General features: G+C 43.9%; 11 protein-coding genes. 3 read left to right on the top strand and 8 right to left on the bottom strand.

Annotation, left to right across the window (positions count from 1 at the left end):
• The first annotated feature begins 168 nt into the window (after window positions 1-168).
• Both AB4513_RS10420 and btsR read left to right on the top strand, forming a co-directional pair.
• Complete coding sequence (locus AB4513_RS10420; RefSeq protein WP_017103001.1) at window positions 169-1,839, top strand: sensor histidine kinase; 1,671 nt, start codon at window positions 169-171, stop codon at window positions 1,837-1,839.
• 105 nt (window positions 1,840-1,944) lie between these two features.
• Window positions 1,945-2,676, top strand: coding sequence for a two-component system response regulator BtsR (gene btsR / locus AB4513_RS10415; protein ID WP_009848448.1), 732 nt, complete (start codon window positions 1,945-1,947; stop codon window positions 2,674-2,676).
• A 154-nt stretch (window positions 2,677-2,830) separates the two neighbouring features.
• Here the strand turns inward: btsR and ispH are convergent, their stop codons facing one another.
• The 6 genes from ispH to murJ form a co-directional block, all read right to left on the bottom strand.
• On the bottom strand, window positions 2,831-3,787 hold the full coding sequence (gene ispH, locus AB4513_RS10410) for a 4-hydroxy-3-methylbut-2-enyl diphosphate reductase (protein WP_029222924.1): 957 nt from the start codon (window positions 3,785-3,787) through the stop codon (window positions 2,831-2,833).
• A gap of 175 nt (window positions 3,788-3,962) precedes the next feature.
• Window positions 3,963-4,394, bottom strand: coding sequence for an FKBP-type peptidyl-prolyl cis-trans isomerase (gene fkpB, locus AB4513_RS10405; protein ID WP_009848446.1), 432 nt, complete (start codon window positions 4,392-4,394; stop codon window positions 3,963-3,965).
• A gap of 194 nt (window positions 4,395-4,588) precedes the next feature.
• Window positions 4,589-5,089: a signal peptidase II gene (lspA, locus tag AB4513_RS10400; RefSeq protein WP_009848445.1), complete on the bottom strand. Its 501-nt coding sequence runs from the start codon at window positions 5,087-5,089 to the stop codon at window positions 4,589-4,591.
• A gap of 158 nt (window positions 5,090-5,247) precedes the next feature.
• Window positions 5,248-8,106 (bottom strand): isoleucine--tRNA ligase, encoded by a 2,859-nt coding sequence (gene ileS / locus AB4513_RS10395; protein ID WP_017102999.1) that lies wholly within the window; start codon window positions 8,104-8,106, stop codon window positions 5,248-5,250.
• A 63-nt stretch (window positions 8,107-8,169) separates the two neighbouring features.
• The gene (gene ribF, locus AB4513_RS10390; RefSeq protein WP_102257730.1) at window positions 8,170-9,105 is read right to left on the bottom strand and encodes a bifunctional riboflavin kinase/FAD synthetase; all 936 of its coding nucleotides are present in this window, start codon (window positions 9,103-9,105) and stop codon (window positions 8,170-8,172) included.
• A 70-nt stretch (window positions 9,106-9,175) separates the two neighbouring features.
• Window positions 9,176-10,738 (bottom strand): murein biosynthesis integral membrane protein MurJ, encoded by a 1,563-nt coding sequence (murJ, locus tag AB4513_RS10385; RefSeq protein WP_009848488.1) that lies wholly within the window; start codon window positions 10,736-10,738, stop codon window positions 9,176-9,178.
• A gap of 250 nt (window positions 10,739-10,988) precedes the next feature.
• Here murJ and rpsT point away from each other — a divergent pair, with 250 nt between their 5' ends.
• A complete protein-coding gene (rpsT, locus tag AB4513_RS10380) occupies window positions 10,989-11,249 on the top strand; it encodes a 30S ribosomal protein S20 (protein WP_012603273.1) in 261 nt (86 codons plus the stop codon).
• A 220-nt stretch (window positions 11,250-11,469) separates the two neighbouring features.
• Here rpsT and AB4513_RS10375 read toward each other — a convergent pair whose 3' ends face one another.
• Both AB4513_RS10375 and nhaR read right to left on the bottom strand, forming a co-directional pair.
• Window positions 11,470-11,763 (bottom strand): metalloregulator ArsR/SmtB family transcription factor, encoded by a 294-nt coding sequence (locus tag AB4513_RS10375; RefSeq protein WP_009848443.1) that lies wholly within the window; start codon window positions 11,761-11,763, stop codon window positions 11,470-11,472.
• A gap of 100 nt (window positions 11,764-11,863) precedes the next feature.
• Complete coding sequence (nhaR, locus tag AB4513_RS10370; RefSeq protein ID WP_009848442.1) at window positions 11,864-12,754, bottom strand: transcriptional activator NhaR; 891 nt, start codon at window positions 12,752-12,754, stop codon at window positions 11,864-11,866.
• Window positions 12,755-13,050 lie beyond the last annotated feature (296 nt).

Genomic DNA, 13,050 nt, shown 5'->3' with positions numbered 1-13,050 from the left:
TTCTTAAACGATCGGCATTAATCATGTATGATGGGCTTTATTATTTTATCCATAACCACTGAATACGTTAGTTTCCACTTTACAAAAGAAAGACAACCTGCAAAAAGCAAAGCTACCTTTCAGCCTCAATGAGCTTTACACTTAACAAGCGTCTCAATAGGTGAAAATATGGAACTCATTCTCTCTCTGCTGCAACAAACCTGTGTCTACTTAGTAATAGCTTACATGCTAAGTAAAACCCCGTTGATTCTCCCTTTGTTGAGCATCTCTTCACGCTTAAGTCATAAAGTCAGCTGTTATGTTCTGTTTTCTCTGTTCTGTATTATGGGCACCTATTTTGGACTGCAGATTAATGACGCCATAGCCAACACTCGCGCGATGGGTGCGGTAATGGGAGGTCTGTTTGGCGGTCCTGTCGTTGGTTTTGCCGTCGGCTTTACTGGCGGTATTCACCGTTACTCATTAGGCGGCTTCACAGACTTAGCTTGTGCGATTTCGACCACAGCTGAAGGCTTGATTGGCGGCCTATTGCACGTTTACTTGGTTAGAAAGAACAAAGCTAGCCAACTGTTTAATCCGTTGGTGGTGTTCTCGGTAACCCTGTTTGCAGAAATTATTCAGATGCTAATTCTGTTAGCGGTCGCGAAACCATTCGAGCAGTCCTATGCTCTGGTTTCTGATATTGCCGCGCCAATGATCATTGCTAACTCTGTGGGTGCGGCACTGTTCATGAGCATCATCCAAGATCGGAAAACCATCTTCGAAAAATATTCGGCAACTTTCTCACGCCGCGCATTAACCATTGCCGAACGTTCGGTGGGTATTTTGCATGGTGGATTCAATTCAGATAATGCGCAAAAAATCGTGCGCATCATTTACGAAGAGACCAACGTTGGTGCGGTGGCGATCACCGACCGAGAAAAAATTCTCGCGTTTGTTGGCATTGGCGATGAACACCACATACCTAACACTCCGATTTCATCGCAGAGCACGCTTACCTCGATGGAACAAAACGACATCATCTACCTTGATGGCAAAGAAAACCCGTACCAATGTTCTCTATCGCAAGATTGTAAATTGGGTTCTGCGCTTATTATTCCACTGCGCGCGGGTAATGAAGTGGTCGGAACCATCAAACTGTATGAGCCAAAGCTGAAACTATTCTCGACCATCAACATGTCGATGGGTGAAGGTATCGCTCAGCTATTGTCGAGCCAGATATTGTTTAGTAATTATCAGCAACAGCAAACGCTGCTCACCCAAGCGGAAATCAAACTGCTGCATGCACAGGTGAATCCTCACTTCCTGTTTAATGCACTCAACACCATCAGTGCAGTTACACGCCGTGACCCTGATAAAGCACGAGAACTAATTCAGCATCTCTCTCACTTCTTTAGAAGTAATCTGAAGCAGAACATCAATACAGTGAAACTCAAAGACGAACTGGCGCACGTCAATGCGTACCTAACTATTGAAAAAGCACGTTTTACTGACCGATTAGAAGTCGAATGGGATATCGCCTCACAACTATACGAGTCGCAACTGCCGAGCTTTACCCTGCAACCGCTGGTAGAAAACGCCATCAAACATGGGATATCTAATATGTTGGAAGGCGGTAAAGTGAAGATCTATAGCGAGGCTTTCGAGGGTGGATTCAAGTTAATCGTTGAAGACAATGCTGGTAATTATCAGAAGCCATCCCAAGATCACGTTGGATTAGGCATGGAGATTGTTGATAAACGACTCACTAATTTCTTTGGACAAGATTCAGCACTAAAAATAGAATCTCAACCACAGCAATTTACTCGAATGAGCTTTATCATACCTATACTGAAATAAAGGCATTTTCGGAGACGAATCACTCCGAGTTGAAACATTTAGAAGCCGACATTTAAAAGAAAAGCGTGAAACAAGCAGGGATAGAACCAAAATGAAGATTGTAGGATGTTAAAGGCATTAGTTGTCGATGATGAGCTTTTTGCTCGCGAAGAGCTGATTGAACTACTGACTGAAACCGGACAAGTAGAAATCATTGGCCAAGCGAGTAACGCGATCGAAGGACTGAAACAGATCAATCTGCTCAAGCCTGATGTGGTGTATTTGGATATCCAAATGCCGCAGGTTACCGGAATTGAACTGTTAAGCATGCTTGATCCAGACACCATGCCCTACGTGGTATTCGTCACCGCCTACGACCAATATGCGATTCAAGCATTTGAAGACAATGCCTTTGATTACCTACTCAAGCCGGTTGAACCTTGTCGATTAAACAAGAGTGTTTGTCGTCTGAATAAGGTCATCAAGCTGAACCAGAAAGCGCCAGAACAAGATATATCTGCGATTGCTCCCTGCCACTTAGAGCAGATCCCGTGTATCGGCCACAACCGCATTGTGATCATGGCGAGCCAAACGGTCGAGTGCGCTTATTCAGATATCAGTGGTGTCCACGTACGCAGCTCATCACAAACGGCAACCTCGCAGTTGACGCTAAAGATCTTGGAAGAAAAGACCGATTTGATCCGCTGTCATCGACAGTATTTGATCAATATAAAATCGATCCAAGAGATCAAACTGTTAGAGAATGGATTAGCGGAGATCATCACACTGACCGGCTTTGAAGTACCTGTCAGTCGTCGTTACTTAAAGGCTTTAAAGGAGCAACTCGGTCTCCAGTAACCCCATAAGTTTCGACTTTTTTCCAAAATACGATCAAAAAAGCCAACACATCAACGTTGGCTTCCTGTTGTTTACAAATCAATAGTGTTTGCAAATCGATACTGTTTGCGAATCGATAAAGTTACGAATCGATCTTGTCACCAATCCATAGAGACTAGTCGACTTGCTTAATCTGCAGCTCTTTTGGTACTTCGAAGAACATGTTCTCTTCACGACCTTGAATCTCTTCAACCTCGGTAGCACCCAACTCACGAATACGATCTAAGATTTGGTTTACTAGCTCTTCAGGCGCTGAAGCACCCGCTGTCACACCAATTTTCTTTTTCCCTTCAACCCATTCAGTTTGAATGTCTTCAGGACAGTCGGTTAGATAACCAGGCGTGCCTAGCTTCTCAGCTAGCTCTTTTAAACGAGTAGAGTTCGATGAGTTCTTAGAGCCAACAACTATCACGACATCGACATCACCAGCCATCTCACGAATTGCGTCTTGACGGTTTTGTGTTGCGTAGCAAATATCATCTTTACGTGGTCCTTGGATCTCAGGGAATACGCGACGTAACTCTTCAATCACGTCTGCAGTTTCATCAACTGACAGCGTGGTTTGACTAACATAATGTAAGTTACTTGGATCGTTCACGACTAAGTTCTGTACATCTTCTGGTCTTTCAACCAAATACATACCACCAGCTTGGCTAGCGTATTGACCCATAGTGCCTTCCACTTCAGGGTGACCCGCGTGACCAATCAATACTACTTCCATATGTTTGCGGCTCGCTCGAGCAACCTCCATATGAACTTTAGTCACCAAAGGACACGTCGCATCAAATACCGTTAACTCGCGTTCTTTCGCTTCTTTGCGAACCGCTTGAGAAACACCGTGAGCCGAGAAGATCACGATGTTATCGTCTGGTACTTCACTTAACTCTTCGACAAAAATAGCACCACGTTGCTTGAGCCCTTCAACAACAAAGCGGTTATGCACCACTTCATGGCGAACATAAATCGGTGGCTGATACAGTTCAAGAGCGCGCTCTACGATGCTGATCGCACGATCGACACCGGCACAAAAGCCACGAGGGTTAGCTAACATTATTTTCATTTCATTGCTCATCATTTACCGCGGTACTAAGGTTGTTTCTATAGAGTTCGCTGTCAGCGAGGTTCGCATTCTACAGTGAAGCGCCTAGACAGTGAAGCTCTGGGTTGCATCACACCTGTAAGGCGATGTTATTCTACTGTTAAGATAGTGATTAGCCGCTAAGATAGCTACTCCACCGTTAAGACACTTAGTCCACAGCTAAGATGTTAACGTCAAACGTAACGTCTTGGCCGGCTAATGGGTGATTAAAATCAACCGTCACTGAATCACCCGCGATCTCAGTGATAATACCTGGAATTTCCATACCGTCAGGACCAGAGAAAGCCATAATAGTGCCAACTTCGACTTCAGAGTCGCCAACAAACTTAGCACGATCCATATGATGGATATGATCTGGATTTGGCATACCAAACGCGTCTTCCGCCTTCAATTCGATAGATTTTTCAGTCCCCGTTTCAAGGCCAATCAGGCACTGTTCAAAGTTCTCACTTAGGCTGCCATCACCCATCACGAACTTAGCGGGCTTACCCATATTTTCGGTGCTATCGGCAACTGAACCATCCTTCATTTTAATCGTAAAATGTAGAGTTACTGCTGAATCATTTTTAATTGCTGCCACGTTACTTTCCTTAGATTTCTTTATTATTTGAGAATGCATTTTGCTTTGCTCTCATATTACTTGCAGCATAAAAAAAAGCGCCGTCGGAATCAACCGACAGCGCTTAGGGCTATTCTATTCTGTGAGTCATAGGCTGACTTTAGGACAATCTATTACAAAGCGATTTGCTTGATACTCATTAATGTCTGAGTAGTCTATTGGCTTTCATCTTTCTTACGGAAACCATCTAAGATGATCATCGCGGCGCCGATACAGATTCCCATATCCGCTAGGTTAAATGCAGGCCAGTGGTAAGTACCCCAATAGAAGTCTAAGTAATCGACGACAAAGCCATGTACAACACGGTCGAACACGTTACCAACAGCGCCACCAATGATGATCGCATAAGCAATGTTGTTCCACTTATCTGTTGCTGGTAGCTTGCTCATCCAGTACGTCAGCATCCCCGTTACCGCAAATGCGATACCAGTAAATAACCAGCGCTGCCAACCACTTTGATCACTCAAGAAGCTAAATGCTGCACCGTAGTTATGCACGTACAAAAAGTTAAAGAATGGCAACACCTCAATGCGGTTTGCCCAGCCATAACCCATGTTGTCCATAACAAAGAGTTTGATACCGATATCAGCAAGGAAGACTAGTAGGGCCAACCATAACCAACGCACACCAGATTGTTTTAACGAAACTTCACTCATTTCTATTCCTAGTATTTACGAAGTTGGTATTCACTGTTACTCAATTTAAGTGACCTTGATTACCAAACTTGGCTAAACACATTTCCTATAATTAAAAATAACCCCAGTTGGTACTGGGGCTATGATTTTTACAAAAAGTTCAGTATTTCTCTGAGTCGTTATGCGTACTTACGCACTTCGCCTTCACCGTCGATGTTCGACACACAACGACCACAAACTTTCTCGTGACCTTCAATTGTGCCTACATCTGGAGTGTGGTGCCAGCAACGGTCACACTTCTCAGCTTCAGTTGCTGCAACTTCAACGTACAGACCTTCAACGTCTGTCGCTTGAGCTGTATCAGACTTATCGCTAAGTGGTTTAACAACCGCAGCAGAAGTAATAAGTACGAAACGTAGCTCATCTTCTAGCTTGTTGATTTTTGCCGCTAGTGCATCGTCAGCGTATAGAGTAACTTCAGCCTGCAGAGCGCCACCGATTGTTTTCTCTTTACGAGCATCTTCAAGAAGCTTGTTCACTGCGCCACGAACTGACTGGATTTCAGTCCAGAATTCGTTGCTTAGCTCTTCGTCGTCAGCAAGACCAAATAGGCCTTCGAACCACTCGCCTGTGAATACAAACGTGTCGCGTTCGCCTGGCATCTCGTTCCAGATTTCATCTGCAGTGAACGACATGATAGGAGCCATCCAACGAACTAGAGCTTCTACGATGTAGTAAAGCGCCGTTTGGCAGCTACGTTGAGCATGGCTGCCCTGCTTCGCTGTGTACTGACGGTCTTTAATTACGTCTAGGTAGAAAGAACCCATTTCGATAGAACAGAACTGCATTAGACGTTGAGTTACACCGTGAGTATTGTACTCACCGTATGCTTTAACGATCTCTTCTTGTGCAGCTTGAGCACGGCCAACAGCCCAGCGATCAAGTGCTACCATTTCTTCAGCAGGAACTAGGTCAGTTTCAGGGTTGAAACCGTTCAAGTTCGCTAGGAAGAAACGAGCCGTGTTACGAATACGACGGTAAGCATCAGCAGAACGCTTAAGAATCTCGTCAGAAACCGCAACTTCGTTAGTGTAATCCGTAGAAGCAACCCATAGACGTAGAATATCTGCGCCTAGTTTGTTCGTTACATCTTTAGGAGCAACAACGTTACCGATAGATTTAGACATCTTACGGCCGTTACCATCAACCACGAAACCGTGCGTTAGCACTTGCTTGTATGGTGCTTCGTCTTTCATCGCGATAGATGAAATCAAAGAAGACTGGAACCAGCCACGGTGTTGGTCAGAACCTTCAAGGTAAAGATCAGCACTGTGCGTTCTTTCTTCATTCGGGAAGTTGTACTCTTCACGAGAATCCACAACAGAGAAGTGCGTTACACCTGAGTCGAACCATACGTCTAACGTATCAAGTACTTTCTCGTACTTGTCAGCGTCTTCAGCACCCATCAGTTCAGCAGCATCTACATCCCACCAAGCTTGAATGCCTTTTTCTTCCACAAGCTTCGCTACTTTTTCAATAAGAGTTGGGCTATCTGGATGAAGTTCTGATGTTTCTTTATGAACGAACAGAGCAATTGGCACACCCCAAGTACGTTGACGAGAGATACACCACTCAGGGCGACCTTCGATCATACCTTCGATACGGCTTTGACCCCATTCAGGCATCCATTCAACACTCTTTGTTGACTCTAGTGCTTTTGCACGTAGGCCAGCTTGATCCATAGAGATGAACCATTGTGGTGTTGCACGGAAGATGATTGGAGTTTTGTGTCTCCAACAGTGTGGGTAGCTGTGCTCGTAAGCGTGGTGATGCAGTAGTGCACCCTTCTCTTTTAGAACTTCTAAAACAGAGTCGTTCGCTTTGAATACGTGCTGACCAGCAAATAGCTCAGTATCTGGCAGGTAAACGCCGTTTGAACCAACTGGGTTAGCGATTTCTAGGTTGTACTTCTTACCAACCACGAAATCCTCTTGACCGTGACCAGGAGCGGTATGAACCACACCAGTACCAGAGTCAGTTGTAACGTGGTCACCAAGAACAGCAGGAACCGTAAAGTTGTAGAACGGGTGGTTGAATTGAGAAAGCTCAAGATCAGCACCAGTAGCAAAACCAAGGTTATGGAAGTGCTCGATACCCGCACGATCCATTACGTCTTTTGCTAGTTCAGAAGCAACAACGATACGTTGAGCTGGCTGTTCGCCATTCGCTTCAACTTGGATAAGTACGTATTCAAGATCATCACGTAGACATACTGCGCGGTTAGCCGGCAGAGTCCACGGTGTTGTCGTCCAGATAACAATAGAGATTTCGCCCTGACCCGCGTGACCTTCCGCTAGAGTAAATTTCTCTAGTAGAGCCGCTTCGTCAGCTGCAGAAAATTTCACATCGATAGATGGAGACACTTTATCTTTGTATTCAACTTCAGCTTCAGCCAGAGCAGAACCACAGTCAGTACACCAGTGAACAGGTTTGAAACCTTTTAGTAGGTGACCTTTGTCTGCGATTTTACCTAGAGAACGAATGATGTTCGCTTCAGTGCCAAAATCCATAGTGCGGTATGGTTTATCCCACTCGCCCATGATACCAAGACGTTTGAAGCTCTCTTTCTGACCTTCAACTTGGCCCGCAGCGTACTTACGACACTCTTCGCGGAATTCAGCCGCTGAAATCTTCTGACCAGGCTTACCTTTCTTCTTCTCAACCATCAACTCGATTGGAAGACCGTGACAGTCCCAACCAGGGATGTACGGTGCATCAAAACCAGAAAGGGTCTTAGATTTGATAATAATGTCTTTAAGAATCTTGTTCAGCGCGTGGCCAATGTGAATGTCGCCGTTCGCGTATGGAGGGCCATCATGCAGTACGAAAGATTTTTTACCTTTCTTTGCCTTACGGATCTCACCGTAAAGGTCTTCTTTGTACCAACGCTTCAGCATTTCTGGTTCACGATTTGCCAGATTGCCACGCATTGGGAACCCTGTTTCTGGTAAGTTCAGGGTATCTTTATAATCACTCATCGATTCTTAATTCCGTTATATTGGGCGAAGTTAGACATTATGTTAATCGGTGGAATTATCCGACTAATTCTTTAGCTGAAGCAGCCACACCCTTGCGGCTTCAGCATCCAATTCTATTTGATTCTTTAATGCGTCAAACGACTCAAACTTTATCTCGTCGCGCAGTTTGTGCAAAAGTCGCACTTCTAACTGTTTACCATATAAATTGGCTTTAAAGTCAAAAAAATGTACTTCTAATTGCTGCCTTACACCATTAACTGTTGGCCGTTGTCCAATATTAGCAACACCACCGACAGGAACACCGTCGATATCTAATGCTTCAACAACATACACTCCCGACACAGGAGAAACACAACGTTTTAATGGAATATTAGCGGTAGGGAAACCGATAGTTCTCCCTAGTTTACGACCATGAGAAACACGACCACTGATACTGTAGTCACGCCCAAGCATGGTAGCACTAGAAACCAAGTCATTGGCCGCTAACGCATTTCGTATCTCAGTGCTGCTTACTCGTAATTGGTTTAAGCAATAACTTTGGGTGCTCACCACCTCAAAACCATATTTTTCGCCCGCTTCTTTAAGCATAGCGAAATTACCCGTTCGGCCTTTGCCAAAGCAAAAATCGTCACCAACCACCAAGAATTTCACACCAAGCTTATCAACCAAAAGCTCCTTAATGAACGCTTTCGCAGACAAGCTTGCAAAATACTGATTGAAATTCACACACAATAAACGACTAATCTCTAGCTTGCTCAATTGCACGTACTTATCTCGTAAGCGAGTTAAACGCGCTGGCGCTCGACCTTTAGCAAACAACTCCATAGGTTGCGGTTCAAACGTCATGACAACAGAAGGGAGTCCCAGTGCTGTAGCTTGTTTAGAAACCTGACTCAGAACCTCTTGATGCCCTAAATGAACACCATCGAAGTTACCTATGGTTAATACACAGCCATGATGCTGTGCTTTAATATTGTGTATACCTCGGATCAGTTCCATTGTGATCAGCTAAAACCTGTTATTTGCATCATTTATTGTGTGAAACCGACGGATTATATACTAATCAGTATTAATCTGTCGCTGCTTTTAAATGTTTTACTCGGATACCTAAAACCAGTACCGACACAATATAAGCAAAGCCACCAAGTGCGATCAACCCTGTTAGCGTCAACGCTCTTTGGTTGAAGCTCCAATCAAGCCACAGCTGCATATTGTCTAGTTGCCATAAAATCACGCCAACCATCACAGTTCCAGATACTAATAATTTAAGGCTAAACAACAATGTAGTCTTGGTTAAACGATAAACACCCGCTATATGCAGACCACGATAAAGTAGAGTCATGTTCACGAACGCAGATAACGCCGTTGCGATTGCCAAACCAACATAACCATAGAAATAAGCGAAGATCGCGTTGAACACCATGTTAGTGACCATCGCAATGATGCCGTACTTCACAGGAGTTTTAGTATCTTGACGTGAGTAATAGCCCGGAGCCAACACTTTAATCAACATGAAGTTTAGCAAGCCTGAAGCGTATGCCACCAAAGACATGGAAGCCTGCTGTACATCGTGTGGTGAAAACTCGCCACGCATGAAGAGCACCATCAGCATCGGCTTCGCTAAAACAATAAGACCTAACATCGCAGGAATGCCTAGCAATAAAACCATGCGCACGCCCCAGTCCATTGTATGAGCAAACCCTTCCCCTTGAGCATCTACGTGTTTACGCGACAAAGCAGGAAGAATAACCGTCGCAATAGCAATACCAAACAAACCGAGTGGGAATTCCAATAATCGATCCGAATAATATAGCCAACTGATAGAGCCGGTTGCTAGAAAGCTGGCAATGAAGGTATCGAACAACAAGTTGATTTGGCTCACTGATACACCAAACAAGGCAGGGATCATTAGCGTGCGAATCTTAACCACACCGGGATCTCTCCACCCCCACTTCGGCTTAACCAACACACCCGCTTTAATCAAGAAAGGCATTTGGAAAAGGAACTGGACTAAACCACCAAGAAACACACCGATGGCCAAGCCAATTTCGGGTTGTTCTAAATTAGGAGAGATAAACCATGCTGAACCTATGATCATTACGTTCAGGAACACAGGGGTAAATGACGAAACCGCAAATTTGCCCATGGTATTGAGGATTGCACCAGATAAAGCAACAAAGGTGATAAACCATAAATAAGGAAAGGTAATCTTGAGCATAAAGCTCGCCAGCTCAAATTTTGGTGCTGCTGGGCCATCATTTAACCAATCGATAAACCAACCTGCGCCAAACATCGCAGTGATGACACCCGAGCCCAACACCCCGATAACGGTGACGATAGAAACTAGTACCCCGAGCGTGCCCGATACTTTGGCAATTAAATCTCGAGTCTTATCTTTATCACCAGCAGCGTGATATTCTGTTAATACAGGAACAAACGCTTGAGAAAAGGCACCTTCTGCGAAAAGTCGACGTAAGAAATTAGGGATTTTATTAGCGAAGAAAAATACGTCGGCACTCGCTCCTGCTCCCATCAAATTTGCTACTACTACATCACGTACTAGCCCCAATACGCGGGAAACAAAAGTCATTGCACTGACAATCAGGCCTGACTTTAATAGTCGTTTACTCACACAAACCTCTGACACTGGTTGATTACTTTCAAGCGAGGATAAATACTATCCTGTCCTAAGAAGCATATTTATTAGCATTGGTCTAAAAATGCTGTTAGAATCCCCGCCATCTTAACCGCGATGACCTTTCCATACCAAAGTTTGTTTGGCTACGATTGGTTTTTGCACAAATCATTTGACAATTAAGCGCCTATGAGGGATAGTCCTCGCCCTTAAATTGTCACCGAACTAAGTTTTTGGGAGTTAGACCTTGGCAAACAGTAAATCTGCTAAGAAGCGCGCTATCCAAGCTGAGAAACGTCGCCAGCACAATGCTAGCCGTCGTTCTATGATGCGCACTTACATGAAAAAAACTATTGCAGCTATTGAAGCTGGCAATAAAGAAGCTGCAACTGCTGCTCTTGTAGAAGTTACACCTCTTCTAGACCGTATGGCGACTAAAGGCCTTATTCATAAGAATAAAGCTGCACGTCATAAGTCTCGTTTCGCTGCTGCAATCAAAGCTCTTTAATAGAAATTTGATTACAACGCAAAACGAAAAAAACCGGCCTCGGCCGGTTTTTTTATATCTAAATTTTGAGTAACACAGAGATTTTTCTTGCTGAGCGTTACTTGGTTTACTTAAAGATATGCGGTTTGCTGATAGGCACTAACGTTCGACATGAAATACTGACACTTCCTTGTGTCGACCCTACCCCTGGTAAGAAATCACTTCCCCCACCAGCAATAAACTACTTGCAGTACATACCATGCAGTAGGTTAATCATCGCTTTTACTTCTTCACTGCTCAATGTGTAATACACTGTTTGAGCTTCTTTGCGAGTTTCGACCAAACCATCTCTTCTCAACCAAGCAAGATGTTGAGATAAAGCAGATTGACTCAATTCCAACTTGCCACACAACTCCCCAACCGACAGCTCAGTACCATGCAATAGGCACAGAATCTGTAAGCGACGCTCATTGGCCATGGCTTTGAGTAGAATCACAGCTTGTGCTGAATTCTTCTCCATCTCTTTTAAGTTCATAGTTTGGCTCCATACAACCTTTACGCCAAGTCCGGGTTATCTGTATTTCCGGCAGATTATGAAGTCATGATAATCGATATCAATTCATTAACAAACAAGCTCACTCGAACAATTTGCTAAAATCTGCGTCACATACATTTTTTACTGCTGGATGTTGGATCATCCTCTCAGCAAATATGACGTAGTACTCCTCTTTTAACTCCTCGATTCCCCCCAACAATTGCAATGACGTATCTTCCTCAACCTCTGACATATATAGCGTAGGCGCTAAGAAAATAGCGTCGTGGTGGTAACGAGCGAAAGCCTTCATCAATGCCGCGTCATCAAACTCACCCAAAATATCAGGCTTAAGTCCTTGTCTATCAAACCATTGCAGTACTTTACGCCCCATCGAAGTTCGACTTCCTGGGATTAACAGTTTCTTTTGTTCTAATACAGCAGGAAAGTTAACACCTTCCACATTACCTGAACTGAAAAAGCTCATACCACTCTCACCCAACTTTTTACTAAACAGGCCTGGGCTTTGGCTAGAATCCACCGGGCAGTCTGACAAAATCATATCGAGCTTATGCTGAGAAAGTTGTTCAAGTAGCATTTCATGAGTCGATTCAAAGCAGCGTAAATGAATGCTGTTATCGGGTGGGATTGTCGACATCAATATCTTGCTGACTAATCTTTTGGACAGTGCATCCGCGACGCCAACATCAAACAGAATATTGGAGTGCTGGCTATAATTCACGATATCCAGCATCTCGTAACTCAGGCCAAACATACGATCGGCATATTTAAAGACCAACTGCCCAAGCTCTGTCGGCTCAACACTGCGACCATTACGCTTAGTTAGCTTGCCGTCCATACGCTCTTCTAAGGCTTTTATCTGACCAGTTACCGTTTGTGGTGTTAGGAATAGGGCTTCTGCAGCTTTAGTAACAGAGCCTTGCTTGCAAACCATCCAGAAGTAATAAAGGTGGTTATAGTTGAGATGCGACATAAATGTGCCGTAAAAAAAGAGAAGATAACCTGTTATATCAAATATGCCCTCCCCACTCAACAAACTCGGAAAAACCACACCTAACTATCAATTACTACTTATTTTTACGAAGTGTCTAATTTCATAATGTAATATTTCAACGATTATTTTCAATTTTTCTCTAACTTTTAAGATCTATATCACCTATCAAAAACACGAACAAAAAACTTTAAAAACAACAAGTTAAGCCACCACCATTTCAAGACCAAATATTTAAAGAGCAAATCATCACAAAAAAGTCTCACCTAAACCAAAAT

The sequence above is a fragment of the Vibrio sp. 10N.222.54.E6 genome (genome assembly GCF_041473955.1).
In the GTDB taxonomy this organism is placed as follows: domain Bacteria; phylum Pseudomonadota; class Gammaproteobacteria; order Enterobacterales; family Vibrionaceae; genus Vibrio; species Vibrio tasmaniensis_A.
The sequence above is the reverse complement of the archived record's forward strand: the minus strand, read 5'-3'. Positions and strand labels throughout refer to the sequence as shown.

Excerpts from the sequence above, each read along its gene's own strand:
- btsR (WP_009848448.1), top strand. The coding sequence starts at position 1,945 with ATGTTAAAGGCATTAGTTGTCGATGATGAGCTTTTTGCTCGCGAAGAG.
- ribF (WP_102257730.1), bottom strand. The coding sequence starts at position 9,105 with ATGGAACTGATCCGAGGTATACACAATATTAAAGCACAGCATCATGGC.
- AB4513_RS10420 (WP_017103001.1), top strand. The coding sequence starts at position 169 with ATGGAACTCATTCTCTCTCTGCTGCAACAAACCTGTGTCTACTTAGTA.
- lspA (WP_009848445.1), bottom strand. The coding sequence starts at position 5,089 with ATGAGTGAAGTTTCGTTAAAACAATCTGGTGTGCGTTGGTTATGGTTG.
- AB4513_RS10375 (WP_009848443.1), bottom strand. The coding sequence starts at position 11,763 with ATGAACTTAAAAGAGATGGAGAAGAATTCAGCACAAGCTGTGATTCTA.
- nhaR (WP_009848442.1), bottom strand. The coding sequence starts at position 12,754 with ATGTCGCATCTCAACTATAACCACCTTTATTACTTCTGGATGGTTTGC.
- ileS (WP_017102999.1), bottom strand. The coding sequence starts at position 8,106 with ATGAGTGATTATAAAGATACCCTGAACTTACCAGAAACAGGGTTCCCA.
- ispH (WP_029222924.1), bottom strand. The coding sequence starts at position 3,787 with ATGAGCAATGAAATGAAAATAATGTTAGCTAACCCTCGTGGCTTTTGT.